Below are 20,272 nucleotides of genomic sequence, written 5' to 3'. Positions count from 1 at the left end.
AAGCTGAGTTCGCCAAAAATAGCTAGCAATTAACAGCCAAATTATCTGTGCATAACTTGTTTAGCGCCACCAGAGAATTATGAGAAACAAGAGGAACTTTCATAAGAAATGTTAAGCAAAATCTAAGTAAAGAGTTTGCAGTAAACTTTTTGGGTCAGAGTTTTTGTATTCTACTTCTCCAGATAGATACCGAAAGCTAGATAAATCATGAAATGTAAATCCAGCTTTACATTTATCATTGAAAAAAATTAATTGTAAAGTTTAATAAATAAATGCTCATTTTCTCAGATTGGTTTTATATACTGAAACTTCATTGAAGTATTCAGTTTATTTTATATAAGCGAAATATTACTGAATCGCAACTTGCTGTGAATTTAGGAGGAAAAGTCATGGTTTCGGCTCAGAGTGCTAATCTCGAAAAAACCTACTCCTTGTTAGTTATCAAGAGCTTCTTGATATGGACTTTTACGCTGGCAGTGTGCTTGTTGGTTGTGGGTTTTCCATTAGTGGTTTTGATGGCTACGGTCGGATGTCTGTTGTCAATTGTGTTGCAATCTGTAATGCCTGTTAGTGCAGTTTTATTTGTAGCAGGCGGCTTGATTATGTTTAATGTCATGGCAGTTTTGTTAGCTGCTGGTGTATTGACAGTCAAAGGTGTACACCCCAAAGAAATCAAATGGTTAAGTTGGTTGCACGGAGAGGAAGAACAATTGCAAAGCACCGTTTACGCTTCTTGCCCTTTAACTTGCGACATCAACCTGTAAATTTCTAACCACAAATTCGACAAACAGTACATCTGCCCGGTCAAGCCGGGTTTTTTCATGGCTATATTGGGGACTGGGGAAGGGGGAAAGGGGAAAGGGGAAGGGGGAAGAGGGAAAGAAACTAATGACAACTGACAACTGATAACTGACAACTGATAACTGATAACTGATAACTGATAACTGATAACTGATAACTGATAACTGATAACTGACAACTGATAACTGATAACTGATAACTGACCAATGACTAACGCCTTCAACAGACTCGCACCTTTTATTCAAGAATATATTTATCATCATCAGTGGACTGAATTAAGACCTATTCAAACGGCGGCTTGTGAAGTAGTGTTTGACACGGACGCGCATTTATTAATTACTGCTGCTACGGCGGCGGGGAAGACAGAGGCGGCTTTTTTACCAGTCTTAACTCTCCTACATAACAACCCGGCAAATAGTATAGGTGCATTATATATAGGGCCAATTAAAGCTTTAATTAATGACCAATTTGCACGGCTTAACGATTTATTAAAATCAGCTAACATCCCTGTCTATCATTGGCATGGTGATGTAGCGCAAAGTCGCAAAAATAAACTTCTACAAAATCCTCAAGGTATTCTGCAAATCACGCCAGAATCTTTGGAAAGTTTATTAGTTAATAAACATAAAGAAATATTACGTCTGTTTGGCGATTTAAGGTTTGTGATTATTGATGAAATTCACGCTTTTATGGGTTCAGAACGTGGTTGTCAGATTATTTGCCAATTGCAGCGTTTGGCACAATTGACGAAAACCCAACCCCGTCGCATTGGTTTATCAGCAACTTTAGGTGATTATTCGATGGCGCAAGAGTGGTTGCGTTCTGGAACTGATAGACAAGTGATAACACCAAAGGTTGAGGCGGGAAAACGGCAAATCAAATTAGCTTTAGAACACTTTTATATTAAGAAAGATGTAGATGAATCTGAAGCCACAGCCTACGAGCAATACATTTTTAATCTGAGTGAATCACGCAAATGTTTAATTTTCGCAAACAATCGTACACAAACTGAATCAATCATTGCAGCTTTGCGACGCATTGCTAGCCAAAAAGCACAGCCAGATATATATCATGTGCATCATGGAAGTATTTCTGCTAGCTTACGACAAGCGGCAGAAAATGCCATGCGAGAACCTCACAGTCCGGCAGTGACTGCGGCTACTCTCACTTTAGAATTAGGTATAGATATCGGTCATTTGGAACGAGTGATACAATTAGAATCACCTTTATCTGTAGCGAGTTTTTTACAACGCTTGGGGCGTGCGGGGAGAAGAGGTGAAGCGGCTGATATGCGCTTTGTTTGCGCTGAGGATGAATTTGCAGCAGAAGCATCTTTACCTGAGCAAATTCCTTGGCAACTTTTACAATGTATAGCGATTATTCAACTATATTTAGAAGAAAGATGGATTGAACCAATTAAGCCGATTAAATATCCTTTGAGTTTGTTATATCACCAGACCATGAGTATATTGGTAGCGGCGGGAGCAATTTCGCCTGCGGCTTTAGCTAAACAAGTTTTGAGTCTGTCTCCTTTTGCTGCTATTTCGCCAGAAGATTATAAGTTACTGTTATGTTATTTAATTGATATTGGTCATATTCAACATACTGAAGAAAATAAATTAATTCTGGGTTTAGCGGGGGAAAGAATAGTAGGTAAATTTCAATTTTATGCTGTCTTCGCCGAGAATAAAGAATATACTGTGAAGCAAGGTACGAAAGAAATTGGGAGTGTTGTCACACCGCCTATTGTTGGTAGTCAATTTGCTTTAGCGGGGATGACATGGGAAGTTACAGAAGTTGACTTTAAAAAAAGAGTCATTATAGTTAAGCAAGTGGAAGGTAAAGCTACAAGTTATTGGCGCGGTGGTGGTGGGACAATTCACACTAAGGTTTTGCAGAGAATGCGCCGGGTTTTATTGGAAGATATAGAATATAGTTATTTGCAAAAGAATGCTGTTCTACGTTTAAGAAAAGTGCGTGAATTAGTAAATAAATTTGAGTTAGATAAACAGCAAATTGTGCAGTTAGAAAAAAATAAATGTTGTATTTTTCCTTGGCTGGGTACTGTGGCTTACCGTACTTTGGAAAGGTTACTGAATACTTTTTGTCGAGAATCTTTGGAAATTAGCAGTATTGGCGGAGTTAATCCTTATTATTTGACGGTTAAGTTAGGTAAGGGTAAATATAAATATTTGCAGCAAGAGATTGTTTCTTTGTGTGAACAGAGAATTATGAGTGAGGCTTTGGTAAGTTCTGCGGAAGCGCCAGAAATGCAAAAGTATGATGAGTTTATTCCGCATTCGCTTTTACGCAAGGCTTTTGTTTACGATCATCTAGATATGGATGAAGTTAGGCTAGTATTAGATAAGTAGAATCTAAAACAGCGATCGCCTATAATCTTCAACAATAAAGAAAAGTAAACTAGTCTATAAATTGTTGAGTAAAGGCAAAACTTCTTCTTGCCAATATTCTATACGATTGGTTCTTGTTGAGGGTTTACCCATTATCTTAGTCCAACTGTGATGATTTGCAGGACTAGGATGTGGAAACTCAAGATGTTTGATGCTAGAGTCTAGGCTATGGACTGCTTTATTTGCTACTTTTCCCCAAGTAATAACAGCAAGAGGCTCAAATATCTCTAACTCTAGTTGCAAAATTTTTCTGAATCGCTCTCGCTCCTGTTTTATCAGAGGAATGCTATGCTTACCATTATTATCCTGACTAATCCAAATTTTCAACACATCTGTCAAATAAACACGGTATCCGTTATCTAGTAAAACCTGAATTAGATCAAAATAAAGTCTTGTGCTGTGATGTTTTTCACGGCAATACTTTGAATGTAGAGCGTATGGTGTAGCAATTTCAATTTCTTCTACTCTTGTATCACTTTGCCTTCGAGGGTCTTGCCCTAGTATAGCAATTGTCTTTTTATTTAAAGTTTGGTCATTTCGTTCAAGTATGCTGGGAATATCAACTCCGATTATCCAAGCATTATCATACAATTGCTGAAAGCTTTCATTAGATGAATGAAAGATATTTCTAGAAAAAGTGTGTTTAGTACATCCTTCTTCCTCAAACTCTTTCCGCATCGTTTCATAAAATTCAGATATCTGATTTTGTGAAATAGTAAAAACTTGAGCTAATTGGTGATATAAATTTTTAAACTCATTATTTTTGAATTGAGAAAACAAATATTGAGACATATTTAGTAGTAATTAATATGTTACTGCCATTAAGGTGTGAAGTTATATATATTATGGGTGAGATGGCAGTAACTTATTCCAACCTTTGAGGGTAGCAGGAAGGACTAAAGTCCTTACTACGAACTCAAATAGAAAGTTTGACACTCCCCTGCCTAACCAAGTTTCGCTTTCGCTCACTTGCTTAAAAAGGCAGGGGATTCTTGGTTCAATGAGTCCACTTAGCGCCCGATTCCTTGCGGTATCTTGTGCCAGAGGTGGTTCTCTCCCCAAGCGTTAACTTTTGGTCTGCCCGACCATAGTTGCACAGTGTGCAATATTTGTTTGGTAGAGAAGCGATTAATCGCTTCTGTACAATGCTGTTCGTCTAGTACCTGTAAATCTTTTACCTACTTCCAGGTGATACTAGAACTACGAAGTAGAACCAGCAAGATTCATTTGTCAAGGTTCAGCTTCTGCGTATTAGGCAGCAATAGGGTTTTTTCAGTGGTTGATTACCCTTCCACAACCATATTCTACCAAAAGCCGTCCTATAAGGACGGGGTTTTCAACCCAAATTTTCGATAACTGTCTTACCTGGGATATATGTCGTATCTGTTATCTCTGTCGTATCTATCATCTCTGTCGTATCTATCATCTCTGTCGTATCTATCATCTCTGCCGTATCTGCCATCTCTGTCGTATCTGCCATTTCTGTAAAATCGAGAATTGCCTACAGAGAACTCAGCTCGACAACCATTTCTGACGAAAATACGATTGCGGGTGAAACCCCAATTCCCTCTACAGTCAGCATCAGATAATTGCCTGATGAGCCTCACTCTGCCTGTTGGGGGTATAGCACAAGTGTTTCTGCGATTATTCTGGCTTTCACAAGTTATGATTTGTTGAGCTGAAGCTGGGGGAGCAAAGCTCAAAAGGCTACCAATGCTAATGCTAGCGATCGCCAGACTAGTAACCATTTTTGCAAGACGAGTAACCATAGTAATTATGCTCCTGAATTAACATACCATCAAAACAGGTTGATTTTAGCTAAATCAACCCATATTAATCATAAAATTAGAGCTGAATGGGCAAACTAGGAAAAAAGTCATGAATCAGCTATGAATAAAGTCATATTTTCTTATTTTGCAGGACTTACGCACCAAGGTTATCTGTTGAGACAGGGTGTAGGGGGGTAAGGGTGTAAGGGTGTAAGGGTTTTAAAGATTTACACCCCTATACCCCTATACCCCTACACCCTTGCCCAAACCCTTGATTTTTCGTTTTTATGCGTAAGTCCTATTTTGGTTATGAAAACTGATATTAATCAGAATGTGGTGGGCATTGCCCACCCTACAGTAGACTCTAAGCTAAGGACAATATAATGTATCGCGGGTGTCTCGTCCTGTGGTGGGATTAGTACCTTTGGCAACTTTACAGAGTTTTTTCTGCTCGTCTGGACGTAGGAGGACATCAGTGAAGTCTGCACCGTCAATTATCGCCCCGTCAAATTTGGCGTTGGCGGCAAACGCTCCTTCTAAGATGGCGTTTGTTAAGTTAGTTTTGATGAGACGAGCTGAGTCTAATGTGGCGTTGGTGAGGTTTGTTCCTTCTAGGTTGGCTGCTTCTAAGTTGGCGGCGAAGAAGCTAACACCTGTTAAATTTGAGTTGCTAAAGTTGCTCTGGCGTAGGTTGGCTTTGGTGAAACTAGAGTCTGTTAAATCACGTCCAGAAAAGTCGGCTTCAATTAAGATTTCTTTGTTGTAATCAAGTGCTAATGCTGGGGGTGTGAAATTGGCGATCGCCATGATGCCAAGTACCCCCCAAAGTAATAAGCTCAGTATACTGAGGCTAAGTTGTGGAATCTTAAGTTTCATCATACTACTTTTACCCGGCGAATCTTCCACCATCACATTATCCTGATCTTGGGAGCATTGAGATAGGCTTGGGGATTTTCTGGGTCAAATTCTAAACCGTTAAAGAATTTCTCAACGCCCCGTGATGTACTAGCGGGAATTGCTGACTCTTGACCAATTAATTTAGCAACTTCTCGCCATATATCCTCCCGGTTAACGGTATCAATTAGGGGTTTAGTTTCAAAATCGGGGGAACGATAACCCCAGCGCATATCTTCAGTTAAAAACCATAAATCATGGCTTTTGTAAGGATATGAAGCACTGTCACGCCAGTATTTGATGGCGTGGGGGCTATTTTCCACTACCCGCCCGTTACCATAATCAAATTTACCTAAAAGGCGATCGCGGATCAACTCACTTTTCACCCCAATCCATTGCCTTTGTGACACAATCTCAAATAATTCAGCTTTATTTTCTGGCTGGTCACACCAAATTTGTGCCTCTAAAAATGCCGCCAGCATGGCTTTCGCCGCCTGGGGATATTTATCCACCCACTCAGCCCGCATTGTGAAGGCTTTTTCTGGATGATTATGCCACAACTCCCCAGTTGTCACAGCCGAATAACCAAGACCTTGTTTGATCAGGCGATGATGCCAAGGGTCAACCACGCAAAAAGCTTCCATGCTACCGCTACGCATACTTGCAACCATCTGTGGGGGTGCAATAACGATGATTGATAAATCACGCTCAGGGTCAATTCCACCGTAAGCCAACCACCAGCGCAAGAAAAAATCACCAGTGACTCGGCGATAGGGAACTGCACAACGCACCGTTTCCCCTGCTTGGGTTTTTTGGGCAAAGGCTGATTTTAAGGCAGAACTATCTAGACTCAAGTTTAAATTTTTGTAAGTATTGGCAACAGATATTCCCTGACCATTGACATTCATCCTCGCCAAAATGTACATAGGAATTTTGCGCCCGTAGGTAATTTCCCCGGTAGCCATGAGGTAAACCATAGGAAACAGGAGATGACCGCCATCTAAGCCTTCATCAGCAGCACCTAACATAAGTTTGTCGCGCATCACTGCCCATGAAGGTTGTTTGACGACACGAATATCAGGCAGACCATGTTTAGCAAAAAAGCCTTTAGCTTGAGCGATAATCAAAGGACAGCCACTGGTGACAGGTACAAAGCCGAGTGTGGCTGTTGTGACTTCTGGGCTGTCACTATAACCAGCGTAAACACCTGAATTTAATTGGGTTTTGGCAACGGTGGAATTAGTGGAGTTGCTGAGGGTGTGTGTGAGGACAGCAGCGCCAGCAGTTGTGATAAATTGTCTTCTGTTAAATTTTGCCATAGTTAGGGACTGGGGACTGGGGACTGGGGACTGGGGAAAGAACTTCTGTTTACCTTGTCTCCCTCATCTCCCTTTTCCCCTCCAGGGAGGGGCTAGGGGTGGGTTTCTCCCTCATCCCCCCCATTTCTTGACCTTGCAAGAATTGCATTAATTCGTGGCGTAGGTGGTGGTATTTGGGGGTGTCTCTAATTTCTAGGGAACGGGGATGTTCAAAGGGGATATCTAAGACTTGACCGATGGTGGCGGCTGGGCCATTTTTTAACATTACTACTTGGTCTGAGAGTAATAATGCTTCATCTACGTCATGAGTCACCATGATAGTTGTGATGTGGTAGATGTCACAGATACGCATTAATTCTGCTTGCAATGAACCACGGGTGAGGGCATCTAGTGCGCCAAATGGTTCATCGAGGAGGAGTAGTTTGGGTTGAACAGCTAAAGCACGGGCTAGGGCGACTCGTTGTTTCATCCCTCCTGACAGTTGTGAGGGCTTTTTATGAACTGCATCTTTTAAACCAACCATCTCTAGGTGCGAGGAGATAATTTCTCGGCGTTCGTTTTTGGATTTTCGCGGCATGGCTTTATCAACGAACAAAGCCACATTTTCCCAAGCAGTTAGCCAAGGTAACAGGGAGTAATTCTGAAAGACTACCATGCGATCGCGGTATGGTCTTTTGACTATTTGACCATCCACTCGCACTTGACCTTGAGTCGGTTTCTCTAAACCAGCTACGATATTTAACAGCGTAGATTTACCACAGCCAGAATGTCCTATCAAAGATACAAAACTTCCCTGTTGAATTTCTAAGTTGACATCTTTGAGAACAATATTCTTGTTTCCATTCTCAACAAATTCCTTGTTGATATCCCTGATTTCTACAAAATTAGACATAGTATTTACTTAAAAAATTGATTATTCTTTAACAGGAATTACGCAACTGGCAGATTTTTTCTGTAGGGTGTGTGACGCTGCGAAAAGATTTGAACGTAGTAATGAGACTTGTAGCGTCACGCACCAACCACCAATTGTGACACTTGCGTAAGTCCTGAATCTGTACGAAATTATTGGGGCTGACGCACCCTACAGTTAGTTTGGTTATGACACTTGCGTAAGTCCTATTACTCTTGAGGTGTCACTTTCTCGGCGATAAATGCCATAATTTTGTCTAGCACCAAGCCAACGCCACCCAAATATATAATTGCTAAAATCATTTCCTCAATATTTGCATTGTTGTAAGCATCAACAATAAAAAAGCCAATGCCATCATCGGAAAGCAACATTTCGGCGGCAACAACTGCTAACCATGATAAACCAATAGCAATTCTTAATCCTGTAAATATATAAGGTAACGTTGCGGGTAGGAGAATTTTATAAAAGTTTTCTAATGGTGATAAACCTACTAACTTAGCTACATTAATATAATCTTTAGGTATAAGTTTTACACCCAAAGCTGTATTTAAAATAATCGGCCAAATGGCAGTTATCGCAATTACAAAAATAGCTGAAGGATTGGGTTTGAGAAATACTGCTTGCGCTAAAGGTAGCCAAGCCAAGGGAGCAACAGGGCGCAATAACTGTATCAGTGGGTCTACCGCTTTTCGACAAAAGCTATTGAGGCTAATAATAAAACCGATGGGAATACCTATAACTGTTGCCAAAAAATAACCAACTACAACTCGCCTGAGACTTGCCATAATTAGCCAGAAGAAACCTTTATTATTCCCTCCTTTCTGGAAAAAAGGGTCTTTAATTAAATCCCAAGTATCGGTGACAACTGTCAAGGGTGAAGGCAAAGTTGTATTGGGGCGCAAGCTTAAAAAATGCCAGAGAGTTAAAAATATAAAAATACCAAAAATAGACGGCAATAACTGCTTTAGTTTTTGATAAGTGGCTTTTACTATCTGCTGCGGAAAATTTTGATAATTGGCTGGTGTATACATTTCTTATAGTTAAGTAACTAATTATGATTAACCTAAAAAACAAAAATCAGCAAACTTTGATAATCTAAAACCTGTAAAAAAGTAATTCATTTTTTCCCAAATCTTTCCTCCGTGTTAACACGGAGGAAAGATTTATTAGTCTAGTAAAAAATAATATAATTTTAATATAATTTCATTAAATGTTACAAAAATTAATATTTAATTGAGGGTTTATTTTGTAAAAGCTTGATTACTCCTAGTTAATGAACTGTACAGAAGATGAATGAGAACAGAAAATTAACTTACGTCTGATGTGAACAGGACTTACGCACCAATGTTATCTGTTAAGACTGGGTGTAAGGGTGTAAGGGTGTAAGGGTGTAGGTTTTGAAGGCTTACCCCCCTACACCCCTATACCCTTGTCAAAACCCTTGATTTTTCGTTTTCATGCGTAAGTCCTAGTGAATTAGGAAAACCTTCTATATCCAAAAAATAGCCTATGCTTGGAGCCTATGAGACTCGGTAGGGGCGGGTTCACCGGGATCATCGTTAATTGTTGATGATATTTGATTAACCCGCCCCTACAAATGTCTACCCAATTACAAGATTTTTATTCACCGGAAAAGGCAGAGGGCAGGAGGCAGGAGGCAGGAGGAATGTCTCCTGCCCTCTGCCCACGACTGAAAGGAGTAAGGGTCACAAGCCCCGGACATATCTTTGATTTGGGAGCTTCCAATTGGGAGGGGTCACAATCCCCTTCCAATTGGTTCCTCCTGCCCTCTGCCTCAAGCCGGACTGCCTTCTTGAACGTCTTACTCCCCTCTCCTCGTAGGAGAGGGGTTGGGGGTGAGGTCAAAACAACGTTGGTCGAACTCACGTTAAATTAAAATGTCATTTTTTAACAACTTTTAAACTACGCAGACTGGTATCAGCGCAACCTGTGATAAATCCACCTAAGCTTTGAATATGTTGCAAATATTCCAGGGCTGGTTTTGTAATCACTTCCCCTGGCATAATAACGGGGATTCCCGGTGGATAAGGACAGACTATTTCGGCACAAATGCGATCGCCTGTCTGTTCCACAGGTAATATCTCACTATCAGCAAAAAAAGCTTCACGGGGCGAAAGTTCCCGAAAATAAGCGAAATTAGTCTCAATTTCCCTATTTACTTGGGGGTAAGTTGGAGTTATTTCCACCAATTGAGTGAACCCTTGAACTAACTGCTCAATATCAGCAGGCTTGTTTCCCAAACTAATGATAAAGGTGAGATGTTGCAAACTGGCAAACTCCGCCACCACACCCAGCTTTTCATCTAAAATTTCTTCCGCCGCAAACCCAGTTATACCCAAACCGGAAACAGTGACAGTTAACCTTGTTTGATCCAAAGCCGCAAACCCTGGTGATATCCTGTGAGAATGCAGCACCGATAACCCAGCAATTTGACTAATTCTTTCCCTCGCCTCATTCGCCAGATGTAAAGTACGAGACATCAACTCTTTACCAAACACAGCCATTTGCTGACGCGCCGCATCCAAGGAAGCCAAAAGTACATAACTGGGACTGGTTGACTGTAACAACTGCAAAGCCTTACTCACTTTATCAACATCTATCCTATTGCCTTGGATATGCAGCATGGAAGCCTGGGTCATTGCACCCAGTACCTTGTGAGTTGACTGTACAGTTAAATCTGCTCCTGCGGCTAAAGCTGAGGTAGGTAATTCTGGGTGAAAAGTGAAATGTGCGCCGTGGGCTTCATCTACAAGTAAGGGGATATTGTATTGATGGGTGATTTGGGCGATCGCTTCTAAATCCCCACATACGCCGTAATATGTAGGATATACCGTCAACACCGCCTTAGCATCAGGATGTTGTTGCAAAGCAGCTTGTACAGCATCGGGTGTGATACTGTGGGCAATATCTAAAACTGGGTCATATTCAGGATTAAGGAAAATTGGCATAGCACCAGAGACAATTAAACCGGCGATCGCAGATGAATGCACATTCCGAGGCAAAATAATTTTATCCCCAGCGCCACAAGTAGCTAGAATAGCCGCCTCTACCCCACAAGTAGAACCATTCACCAAAAACCAAGTCCGCCCCGCCCCAAACGCCGCCGCCGCTAACTCCTGCGCTTGTTGAATCACACCCTGCGGTGCTGATAGATTATCCAAATTTGCCAACTCTGTCAAATCAGCCGCAAACACAGAATTACCCAGCAAATCAGCCAAAGATTGTGCAATTCCCCTCCCTCCCTTATGTCCGGGAGTGTAAAAAGCCGCATGAGAACGCGCTGCACAAGCCTTTATCGCATCAACTAGAGGTGTTTGGTTTTGATTGAGCATTTTTCGGGGGCTGGGCTTTCAAGGGCAGATTTTTGACAATTCGCTCCCAAATACTAGTTTTAGTGTAGGGGTGAATGAAAGTCTGATATTGAATATGTCGGTTAGTGGTTGAAAGTCTATGCTTTTGAGGATACGTCAAAATGTTGAGTAGGACGCAAATTTGATTTTTGGCTTTAAGCAAAGTAGTTGTATGAAACCACCCTGTCCTCCCAGGAGGGTAAAAGGGAGCAGGGGAGAATAACAACTGTCACCTGTCAACTGTCAACTGTCACCTGACCAATTGGCGCTAAACTTAACATTTATTAAAGAAGCAGTGGAAGACTTGGACAAAAAGAGATAATATTAATCTTCTGGAAAGAAAAGTTGCCAAAAATTTGTTTCTTTAACCTTTCCACTTAATTAAAATTTTCCATATCCCATCCTTAGCGAAAAAGACTTAAATCCCGTGACTTTGAGCTTGTCTGTTGCTAAATCTTATCGCCAACCCTGGCCCGGACTGATAGAAGCCTATCGTGAGTATCTACCTGTCAGCGAGAAAACACCAGTTGTAACTTTGTTAGAAGGTAACACTCCCCTAATTCCTGTGCCAGCGATCGCAGAACGTATCGGTAGACAAGTCACGGTGTATGTGAAATACGATGGTCTTAACCCCACTGGCAGTTTCAAGGACAGGGGGATGACTATGGCGATTTCCAAAGCTAAGGAAGCTGGAGCCAAAGCGGTAATTTGTGCAAGTACAGGGAATACCTCAGCCGCCGCCGCCGCTTACGCCAGGCGTGGAGGGATGAAAGCTTTTGTTTTAATTCCCGATGGTTATGTCGCCTTGGGTAAGTTAGCCCAAGCACTATTGTATGGCGCGGAAGTTTTGGCAATTAAAGGTAACTTTGATAGAGCCTTAGAAATTGTCCGCGAGATGGCGGAAAGCTATCCCATCACCCTAGTCAATTCAGTCAACCCCTACCGTTTGGAAGGGCAGAAAACAGGAGCCTTTGAAGTTGTCGATGCTTTAGGGAATGCCCCAGACTGGTTATGTATCCCCGTAGGCAATGCAGGGAATATCACAGCATACTGGATGGGTTTTTGTCAATATCATCAAATCGGGAAATGCGATCGCCTACCCCGAATGATGGGATTCCAAGCCGCAGGTGCAGCCCCCCTAGTCAATGGACAACCTGTAGCCCATCCCGAAACCATCGCCACAGCCATCCGCATCGGCAACCCCGCTAGCTGGGATAAAGCGATCGCCGCCCAAACAGCCAGCCAGGGCAACTTTAACGCCGTCACCGACGCAGAAATCCTCGACGCATACCGCCTGTTAGCCTCATCAGAGGGCATTTTCTGCGAACCCGCCAGCGCCGCCTCCGTCGCCGGCTTATTGAAAGTCAAAGACCAAGTACCCACAGGCGCAACAGTAGTATGTATCCTCACAGGTAACGGTCTCAAAGACCCAGATACAGCAATTAAGCACAGCAACAGCCAATTTAAACAAGGCATTGAGGCAGACTTAGGATCTGTAGCCAAGGCGATGGGATTTTAGTATAGGGTACTGGGGATTTGGTACTGGGTACTGGGAAAACTCAGGGAAGCAGAGGTACACAGGAGCGAGGAAAGAAATTTAGGACTTACGCATAAAAACGAAAAATCAAGGGTTTGGGCAAGGGTGTAGGGGTATAGCGCAAAGTCTGAGCGCCGGTTTCCGGCGCTCAGAACTTTGTAAGAGAGGGGTATAGGGGTGTAAATCTTTAAAACCCTTACACCCTTACACCCTTACCCCCCTACACCCTGTCTCAACAGATAACCTTGGTGCGTAAGTCCTGAAATTCTAACTCAGCCCAGGTTGAACGCCCCGCTACCGCGCTTAAGCATTCAGTACTCAGCACCAACAACTCATACCGTTTCTTGATGTATAGCAGTCGAAGCATAGGTTAGGACATCATACAATTTTAAAACCTTTAATTTCAAAGGCTTTCAGCCCTGACAAGAGTCCCCTATCACCTGTCCCCTGCTATAGCTTGTGGCGTAGTAGAGACGTTGTATGCAACGTCTCTACACAATTTTTGGCTGCAACTTTATTAGGACTTACGCATGAAAACGAAAAATCAAGGGTTTGGACAAGGGTATAGGGGTATAGCGCAAAGTCTGAGCGGAGGCTTCCTCCGTTGGCGCAGCCCGCCGTTCGCGGTAGCGTCTCTGAAAGAGAAGGCATCAGAACTTTGTAAGAGAGGGGTGTAGGGGGGTAAGCCTTCAAAACCTACACCCTTACACCCTTACACCCTTACACCCAGTCTTAACAGATAACATTGGTGCGTAAGTCCTGTTTATAGAGAATTGGTATCAGCACTTTGCTATAGTTTTTGTTAAATTTCGCTAACTTCTGAATTTGTAGTTAACTGTAAGGGTAAGCTCACTACATAGCGATGTCCTACTTCTGGCGAACCTTGAACGGTAATTTGTCCTCCGTGCAGCTCTGCCAACTGACAACTCAACAATAGACCTAAACTTTCACGAGACAAAGTGCCTTTGGATTTGGTGGGATTACCATTAACATCTACAGCCAAGATATCAGAAGAGGAATCAGTTAAAGTTTGTAATTTTTCTATAGTAACTGGTACACTTCCCACTTCCTCATGAAGTTCAGGCGGCATATTGTAAATAGCTGCTTCGCTGCTAAAATCCATCAGAGACATTGAATTGAGGCGTAAGTAAGGGTCAACGTCAGTAATACCGTCTCCTAACCAAGGGTGAGAAACCCAAATAGTAATATTCAGCGTATCTTCTTTATATGAAACATGAATACGCACAATACTGCCAGTAGCCGACAATTGAACCACGCTAAAAATCAAGTGATACAATATTTGCCGCACTTTGTCCTTGTCCAAAGCCCAAATACGGTTACGTCCTGGTTCTATCGACAAACGAATATCTTGTTCACGACGGTTAGCCGCTTCTTCTAGAGTATTGATAGCTTGTTGGCACAGCATTTCAATATCCACAGGAGCAAGATTGATGACATGGGCATTTTCATCTATTGCGCCTAGTTCAGCAATTTCATTCACTAGAGAAAGTAAATATTTGCCACTATGTTGGATAATATCTACATATTCTCGCTGCTTAGATGATAGCGGCCCGTAAATCTCACGCCCTAAAACACTTGCCATCCCTAACACAGATGTTAAGGGTGTGCGTAATTCTTGAGTGAGTTGGGCTAAAAGTTCTATTTTGACTTGCCTTGTTGAATCAGAACGTTTTTCTGGGCTATGTGATGTAACTTTAATATTACTAGGTTCTTCATGAAGAGTCATGGGAGCGCTCTTGAAGCTACTTGCTTCTGGTTTGGCTTGCATGAGTAGACGGTTACGCTCAAACTCGCTCATGCTCCAACGGGCGATAATTTGTAAAAATTCAATATCTCTGCTTGTAAAATTGCGCGGTACTAGATCCATAACGGCTAATGCACCAAGGCAATTACCAGCTGCATCAATTAAGGGTGCGCCTAAATAAGCACGAATGCCATAATCTTGGATCAACTTACCAGTCGCAAGTATGGGGCTAGTAATTTTTTGGGTATCATTGATGGCAAGTATTTGATGACTCTCTACTACTTGGGTGCAGAAAGATTCCTGGCGCAACAACTGACGACTTTGAGCTAGTTGATTCATCAAACCTAGCCTAGATAAACCTACCGCCGATTTGAACCAGTGACGTTCCTGATCTATAAAACCTAGAATAGAAATAGGTGCTTCCAAAAAATGAGCAGCAGTTTGAGTCGCCTCTTCAAAGACTGGTATCGTTTCTGGTTGTCGCAAACCTAATTCTAATATTGCTTTGAGACGTTGTTGTTCTCTTGGGTCGTGAGAAACCCAACCATCCTTGAGGGCTAACAATTTGTTTTCCGGCTCTAACATTGCCACTGCTACCTTAGTAAATGCGCGATAATGTAATTTATATAACCACTAAATATTGGGTTATGATTTCCTATCCCTAATAATTCCCTAATTTGACTGCTGATAAACAGTTTGGGAACAAAAATTTTCTCCACCTGAGAAAATAGTATAGGTAGTTATGTATTATCTCCTATCAGTAATCATTGTACGACAGTATATTAACCTAATTATTCGCTAGGTTTTATATTGCAAATGCTGTTAGTTTTGATATTTAGATGGGTACAATAAGTGATTTTGGCTTTGGCAAGCGTGAGTGCGATGCTAAGTCACTAGATATATTTCATCAAAATTACAAATATGAAATAGTCTGTCAATAATTGATGACCTCTTATTCATCGTCATGATATTTACAGGACAAAATAATTAATAAGTCTTCTGCTACCTTGTAAACTAATCTATGTTCTTCTGTAATTCGTCTTGACCAATAGCCTTGTAACTCATATTTAAGAGGTTCTGGTTTCCCTATTCCAGAAAAAGGCTCTCTTTGTATATCCTTAATTAACTCTAATATTTTTTTGAAAATTTTCTTGTCTTCGTTTGCCCACTGCCCTAGTTGTTCAAAAGCATCTGGCTCAAATGCGACTTTTTTCATATTCATCTAAATCAACATAAATTAAGTTTCCTTTCTCTACATTTTCTACAGCTTGAAGCAAATGCTTTTTATTAGCTTCTGATTTCATAAGATATGTAGTTTCATCCTCTTGAGTTGGAGATTCAACTAATACAATCACTTCTACAACTGTTCCTTCTGGTATTTCAGTTGCAGATAGTTCAATTTTGCCGTCTTTCCCCACAATAGCTTTTTGTTTAATCCCACTCAGCATAGTTTATATCCACTCTCGTCTACTTATTATTGTAACTTTATTTGGAGGAAGTATGACTAGGCGATCGCTTTCTTTCTCCCCTGTATTTTTTACTTTCCTAATTCATGAGATAAACTCCAACCCAAACTGGGAATACTAACTAAAGCACAGCTACCTGCTACTTATATGCAAGGTAGTTATTCATCGGCTGAAGTTGAGCAATGAGGAGAATATTGTGAGTTTACCAGTAACAGTAACATTCATGCTTGCGGATTGGATTGTCAAAGGATTAGCAGATGGAACTTTTGAACGGGTTGGGGGTGTAATTCGAGACAAAGCAAGTAAACAAGTTGTTACTTGGTTAAGAGGCATACCTAATAATTCTCCAATACCAACCGCTTCCTCTAACAATTTGCTCAATCTGATATTTTCAGGAGCAAATCTAGTTACATCAGGTGCTAACGTTGCTGTCACAGGAAAGGGTTTAGCTAATGTCAACGAGCGTTTAGGTGGAATTGAACAAACAAATTTAGGCAACATTGCTGTTTCAGGAGCTAATTTGGTTGCAAGTGTTGCTAACGCTGCTGTAACAGGAAAAGGTTTAGCCGATGTTAATGGACGTTTAGGTAGTATTGAAAATCAGTTACAGGAGCTAGGGCAGAATTTACAATTGACTCAAGGAATTTTACAGGTAACAACTGCTGCTAGCATACTCAATCTTGGTGTTTCAGTGATGGGCTTTGCTGTCATAGCACAGCGTCTTAGGGAACTAGAACAACGCCTACAAGAAGCACAAGAGTTACTAACCAAAATAAATCGAAAAATAGACCTAAGTTTTTATGCTAATTTTCGTGCTGCTATTGACTTAGCAATTAATGCCTTTACAATGACGAAAGCTGAAAATCGTAGAAGTAGCGCTTTACAAGCAATTAATAGATTTTTAGAAGCAGAACATATTTACACAGAATTTACCGATATTGAAATTGAACAACAGAGCCAAATTGCTGATGAATATCTTCTGACTCTATCTTTAGCATATCTAGCCGAAGCACGCTGTTATTTAGAATTAGAAGAACATGAAACAGCATTACGTCGTTTTCAAGAAGGCGCAAGAGTTATCCGTTCTCGTATTCAAAAGTATGTTGATATTCTTCTGACTTCTAACCCCGCAGCATATTTACAACCTCATTTAAAGGGTCAAACTGATTTGCAAAGATTAACCAGAATCTACCAATGGATTGATCCAAGTTTGGCTGAAAATGAGGTATTTGAAATGCAGCGTGAAAACTTATTTAAAATAGCACAAGACCCTAATAAGTGGGTAGAATCACTACCACCAGCAATTTTAAGTCGCGTTGAAGTTCAAGGAGGATGGCTAGGCCCAAATTCCAATGATTTAAAACGAGAAGCTGATAAACGGCTTCCTCAAATGTTAGAAGTAATGGAATCTATGGTAGAGACTAATCACCGTTTTGAATCATATCAAACAGAAATACAGGCAATCTCTCAACTTGGTATTAGCTTTCATGAATGGCTAAAATTATCGCCATCTACAGAAATAAAACCCGAAGGTGCAGAATTAATGTTTATCATTCCATCAACACCTTTGCAAATATAACTATTCATCATTCATATCTTACATTTTCTTAATAAACAGATGGTGGGCAATGCCCACCCTACTTTTCCTTATTTCTTTTGCGCCTCTGCGCCTTTGCGTGAAATAAAAAAGGCGAACATGGGTTCGCCTTAAATACTCTTTCCTCTGTGTCTCTGTGTCTCTGTGGTTAATAAAACCTAAATCTTCGCTTCCTCCCTTACCAACTTATCCCAACCCAAATCTTTCAAATTATTATTCCGACGTAGCGGACGAGTCACCAATTCCAAAATGTCACGCGCATTGCTAAAACCGTGAATTTGAGCAAAAGTGAACTCCACCGACCACTTAGTATTAATACCCCTTGCTTCCAATGGGTTAGCATGAGCCATACCAGTAATAACTAAATCTGGCTGCAACTCATAAATTCGCTGTAATTGATTATAATTATCTGGCTTCTCAACAATTGTCGGCAGAGGTACGCCCATTTCGTGACAAGCCTGTTCCAACATTGCCAACTCAGCAGCTTGGTAACGCTTATCCATGTAAGGAATGCCAACTTCCTGAACAGTCATCCCACAACGCACTAAGAACCGCGCTAAGGAGACTTCCAACAAATTGTCACCCATGAAAAACACAGACTTACCACGAATTAGTTTTACATAATCTTCCACGCCCGCCCAAATTTGCGCTTCCCGTTCTTCCAAACCTTTTGGCGTGATCCCAAACACAGAGCAAATTTTCTCGATCCAAGCGCGGGTTCCATCAGGGCCGATAGGGAAGGGTGCGCCGATGAGTTTGCATTTGCGGCGACGCATCAAGGTTGTGGCTGTACGGCTGAGGAAGGGGTTGACACCAGCGACATAATATCCTTCTTCCAGCACTGGTAATTCTGTAAAGCGTTTGGCGGGTAGCCAACCGGAAACTTTAATACCTTGTTTTTTTAATTCTAAAGTTAACTGAGTTACCACAGGGTCGGGTAGGGAACCGAAGAGAACCAAGGGAGGATGGTCTACATATTCAGATTCTTCTTGGGCGACATCTTCTTTCTTCTTACCAAAGTTGAGCAGCTTTTGAATAGCATTACGCTCATTTTTCTCTGCTTCGGCGACTGGCGCTTTATCGGGACAACGGTTAGCCATTGCAGCGAGAACTGTGTCTTCCCCTTGGGTGAAGGCGTAATCTAAGCCGTTAGCACGGGCGACTACAATAGGTATGCCGATTTCGCCTTCTAGCTTGGGTGCTAGTCCTTCCAAGTCCATTTTAATGATTTCGGTGGTGCAAGTGCCAATCCACACAATGACGCTAGGGTTGCGATCGCGCTTAATTTGTTCGCACAATCTTTTCAACTCCTCATAATCATTCAACTGTGCTGAAATATCTCCCTCTTCCAACTCTGCCATTGCATAGCGGGGTTCCGCAAAAATCATCACCCCCATCGCATTTTGCAGGAAATACCCACAGGTTTTAGTGCCAATTACCAAAAAGAAGCTATCTTCAATTTTTTGGTATAACCACGCTACACAGCTAATTGGGCAGAAGGTGTGATAGTTGCCAGTTTCACACTCAAAGTTTAAAGCTGCTGGTTCTTGTGCAATGGTCATCTTGGTTATCTCCCCTTTTGGATTAAAAGCCGGAATTGGGAGGAGTCGGAACTAGCCCCTAGCCCCTACTCCCTCTGTTTGGCACATAGCACCAACTACCAATCCCTTGTATTATGCGTTGGGGAAGAGACGGGCAATTTCTGATTCATCAAAAACGCCAGCCGGTAATTCTTCACCCAAAAAATCGTTATTATCTTCGGTCTTTTGCAGCGATGTCTCATCACCCCAAACATCTGATAACACGTCACTGAAAGCATTCTCATCTGGTGTGTTCAATTCACTGAGAATTTGTTCTTCCAAGTTTTCTGTTGATGCAGTGACGGTATCAAAGTTAACTTCATCAAAATCTGCTGTTCCCTTGCCGTTTGTATGCTGGAACTGATCCTGTAATTTAGTTTCGTTGGTGACAGAAATTTCATCCAGGTCGTTGAAGCTTGATGTTGCTGATTCAATTATCAGAGTTTGATGTTCAGAATCTAGGCTAAAGCCATTTGTTTCCGACGCTGCTAAGGTTTCATCTTGGATATTGTCTTCAATTGTTGACTCGTACTGATGACTGACTGGTTCTTCTTCCACCACTGAATGATGACCGAGGGCGATGTCTGGGTCAAAATTTAACTCCAGCACTTCAATTAAGGTATCGGCATCAGGATTCAGTTTGGAGAAGGGAAACATTAGCTGGGCTAGTTTCGGTTCCAGTGCGTTGACTACCCCCAGGATGAGGTAAGAAGGTGGTCGCTTGCCACCGTCGGGTGTATAAACTGATTCCACTTCCATGTGGAGTTTGATCCAGTCACGGTTAGCTTGAAAGAATTGCAGCCACTTCTGTTTAATCGAATCCGTAAAGCTATTAAAGAAAGCCATAATTGA

The 20,272-nt window shown here is 41.6% G+C and carries 16 protein-coding genes; 4 read left to right on the top strand and 12 right to left on the bottom strand.

Features of this window, described 5'->3' with window-relative positions; all coding sequences use genetic code 11:
- Positions 1–389 precede the first annotated feature (389 nt).
- Entirely contained in the window at positions 390–764 is a 375-nt protein-coding gene (locus tag H6G83_RS12705; protein WP_190472241.1) for a hypothetical protein, read from the top strand.
- Positions 765–1,007: 243 nt separating this feature from the next.
- Positions 1,008–3,173: a DEAD/DEAH box helicase gene (locus H6G83_RS12700; protein WP_190472238.1), complete on the top strand. Its 2,166-nt coding sequence runs from the start codon at positions 1,008–1,010 to the stop codon at positions 3,171–3,173.
- 54 nt (positions 3,174–3,227) lie between these two features.
- Here H6G83_RS12700 and H6G83_RS12695 read toward each other — a convergent pair whose 3' ends face one another.
- The 7 genes from H6G83_RS12695 to H6G83_RS12665 all read right to left on the bottom strand — a co-directional run bounded on the left by H6G83_RS12695 (position 3,228) and on the right by H6G83_RS12665 (position 11,457).
- Complete coding sequence (locus tag H6G83_RS12695; RefSeq protein ID WP_190472235.1) at positions 3,228–4,004, bottom strand: uracil-DNA glycosylase family protein; 777 nt, start codon at positions 4,002–4,004, stop codon at positions 3,228–3,230.
- A gap of 569 nt (positions 4,005–4,573) precedes the next feature.
- Positions 4,574–4,981, bottom strand: coding sequence for a DUF3011 domain-containing protein (locus tag H6G83_RS12690; protein WP_199328410.1), 408 nt, complete (start codon positions 4,979–4,981; stop codon positions 4,574–4,576).
- A 369-nt stretch (positions 4,982–5,350) separates the two neighbouring features.
- A complete protein-coding gene (locus tag H6G83_RS12685) occupies positions 5,351–5,860 on the bottom strand; it encodes a pentapeptide repeat-containing protein (RefSeq protein ID WP_190472283.1) in 510 nt (169 codons plus the stop codon).
- A 29-nt stretch (positions 5,861–5,889) separates the two neighbouring features.
- Positions 5,890–7,194: a CmpA/NrtA family ABC transporter substrate-binding protein gene (locus H6G83_RS12680; protein WP_190472232.1), complete on the bottom strand. Its 1,305-nt coding sequence runs from the start codon at positions 7,192–7,194 to the stop codon at positions 5,890–5,892.
- A 49-nt stretch (positions 7,195–7,243) separates the two neighbouring features.
- Positions 7,244–8,086: an ABC transporter ATP-binding protein gene (locus H6G83_RS12675; protein ID WP_242044571.1), complete on the bottom strand. Its 843-nt coding sequence runs from the start codon at positions 8,084–8,086 to the stop codon at positions 7,244–7,246.
- Positions 8,087–8,313: 227 nt separating this feature from the next.
- On the bottom strand, positions 8,314–9,135 hold the full coding sequence (gene ntrB / locus H6G83_RS12670) for a nitrate ABC transporter permease (protein ID WP_190472229.1): 822 nt from the start codon (positions 9,133–9,135) through the stop codon (positions 8,314–8,316).
- A gap of 870 nt (positions 9,136–10,005) precedes the next feature.
- Complete coding sequence (locus H6G83_RS12665) at positions 10,006–11,457, bottom strand: aminotransferase class I/II-fold pyridoxal phosphate-dependent enzyme (RefSeq protein ID WP_190472225.1); 1,452 nt, start codon at positions 11,455–11,457, stop codon at positions 10,006–10,008.
- Between the two features lie 445 nt (positions 11,458–11,902).
- Here H6G83_RS12665 and thrC point away from each other — a divergent pair, with 445 nt between their 5' ends.
- The gene (thrC, locus tag H6G83_RS12660) at positions 11,903–12,994 is read left to right on the top strand and encodes a threonine synthase (RefSeq protein ID WP_190472222.1); all 1,092 of its coding nucleotides are present in this window, start codon (positions 11,903–11,905) and stop codon (positions 12,992–12,994) included.
- An 820-nt stretch (positions 12,995–13,814) separates the two neighbouring features.
- Here the strand turns inward: thrC and H6G83_RS12655 are convergent.
- The 3 genes from H6G83_RS12655 to H6G83_RS12645 form a co-directional block, all read right to left on the bottom strand.
- A complete protein-coding gene (locus H6G83_RS12655; RefSeq protein ID WP_190472219.1) occupies positions 13,815–15,362 on the bottom strand; it encodes a GAF domain-containing sensor histidine kinase in 1,548 nt (515 codons plus the stop codon).
- 367 nt (positions 15,363–15,729) lie between these two features.
- Positions 15,730–15,993, bottom strand: a complete 264-nt coding sequence (locus H6G83_RS12650) for a Txe/YoeB family addiction module toxin (protein ID WP_190472216.1) — start codon at positions 15,991–15,993, stop codon at positions 15,730–15,732.
- A complete protein-coding gene (locus tag H6G83_RS12645) occupies positions 15,974–16,225 on the bottom strand; it encodes a type II toxin-antitoxin system Phd/YefM family antitoxin (protein ID WP_190472213.1) in 252 nt (83 codons plus the stop codon). Before H6G83_RS12645 ends, H6G83_RS12650 begins: the two co-directional genes overlap by 20 nt.
- Before the next feature lie 214 nt (positions 16,226–16,439).
- Between H6G83_RS12645 and H6G83_RS12640 the strand changes: the two genes are divergently transcribed.
- Positions 16,440–17,822, top strand: a complete 1,383-nt coding sequence (locus H6G83_RS12640) for a hypothetical protein (RefSeq protein WP_190472210.1) — start codon at positions 16,440–16,442, stop codon at positions 17,820–17,822.
- A 176-nt stretch (positions 17,823–17,998) separates the two neighbouring features.
- Here the strand turns inward: H6G83_RS12640 and H6G83_RS12635 are convergent, their stop codons facing one another.
- Both H6G83_RS12635 and H6G83_RS12630 read right to left on the bottom strand, forming a co-directional pair.
- A complete protein-coding gene (locus H6G83_RS12635; protein ID WP_190472207.1) occupies positions 17,999–19,402 on the bottom strand; it encodes a ferredoxin:protochlorophyllide reductase (ATP-dependent) subunit N in 1,404 nt (467 codons plus the stop codon).
- A gap of 111 nt (positions 19,403–19,513) precedes the next feature.
- The gene (locus H6G83_RS12630; RefSeq protein WP_190472206.1) at positions 19,514–20,266 is read right to left on the bottom strand and encodes a DUF5331 domain-containing protein; all 753 of its coding nucleotides are present in this window, start codon (positions 20,264–20,266) and stop codon (positions 19,514–19,516) included.
- Between the last annotated feature and the right edge of the window lie 6 nt (positions 20,267–20,272).

It is taken from the genome of Anabaena azotica FACHB-119, from assembly GCF_014697625.1.
Classification (GTDB): domain Bacteria; phylum Cyanobacteriota; class Cyanobacteriia; order Cyanobacteriales; family Nostocaceae; genus Trichormus; species Trichormus azoticus_A.
This window is presented reverse-complemented; position numbering and strand designations above follow the sequence as displayed.

What these genes read in the sequence shown, in the direction of transcription:
- H6G83_RS12705 (WP_190472241.1), top strand. Translation starts at nt 390, where the DNA reads ATGGTTTCGGCTCAGAGTGCTAATCTCGAAAAAACCTACTCCTTGTTA.
- H6G83_RS12685 (WP_190472283.1), bottom strand. Translation starts at nt 5,860, where the DNA reads ATGATGAAACTTAAGATTCCACAACTTAGCCTCAGTATACTGAGCTTA.
- H6G83_RS12635 (WP_190472207.1), bottom strand. Translation starts at nt 19,402, where the DNA reads ATGACCATTGCACAAGAACCAGCAGCTTTAAACTTTGAGTGTGAAACT.
- H6G83_RS12700 (WP_190472238.1), top strand. Translation starts at nt 1,008, where the DNA reads ATGACTAACGCCTTCAACAGACTCGCACCTTTTATTCAAGAATATATT.
- H6G83_RS12695 (WP_190472235.1), bottom strand. Translation starts at nt 4,004, where the DNA reads ATGTCTCAATATTTGTTTTCTCAATTCAAAAATAATGAGTTTAAAAAT.
- H6G83_RS12645 (WP_190472213.1), bottom strand. Translation starts at nt 16,225, where the DNA reads ATGCTGAGTGGGATTAAACAAAAAGCTATTGTGGGGAAAGACGGCAAA.
- H6G83_RS12655 (WP_190472219.1), bottom strand. Translation starts at nt 15,362, where the DNA reads ATGTTAGAGCCGGAAAACAAATTGTTAGCCCTCAAGGATGGTTGGGTT.
- H6G83_RS12690 (WP_199328410.1), bottom strand. Translation starts at nt 4,981, where the DNA reads ATGGTTACTCGTCTTGCAAAAATGGTTACTAGTCTGGCGATCGCTAGC.
- H6G83_RS12665 (WP_190472225.1), bottom strand. Translation starts at nt 11,457, where the DNA reads ATGCTCAATCAAAACCAAACACCTCTAGTTGATGCGATAAAGGCTTGT.
- H6G83_RS12680 (WP_190472232.1), bottom strand. Translation starts at nt 7,194, where the DNA reads ATGGCAAAATTTAACAGAAGACAATTTATCACAACTGCTGGCGCTGCT.
- H6G83_RS12675 (WP_242044571.1), bottom strand. Translation starts at nt 8,086, where the DNA reads ATGTCTAATTTTGTAGAAATCAGGGATATCAACAAGGAATTTGTTGAG.
- ntrB (WP_190472229.1), bottom strand. Translation starts at nt 9,135, where the DNA reads ATGTATACACCAGCCAATTATCAAAATTTTCCGCAGCAGATAGTAAAA.
- H6G83_RS12650 (WP_190472216.1), bottom strand. Translation starts at nt 15,993, where the DNA reads ATGAAAAAAGTCGCATTTGAGCCAGATGCTTTTGAACAACTAGGGCAG.
- H6G83_RS12630 (WP_190472206.1), bottom strand. Translation starts at nt 20,266, where the DNA reads ATGGCTTTCTTTAATAGCTTTACGGATTCGATTAAACAGAAGTGGCTG.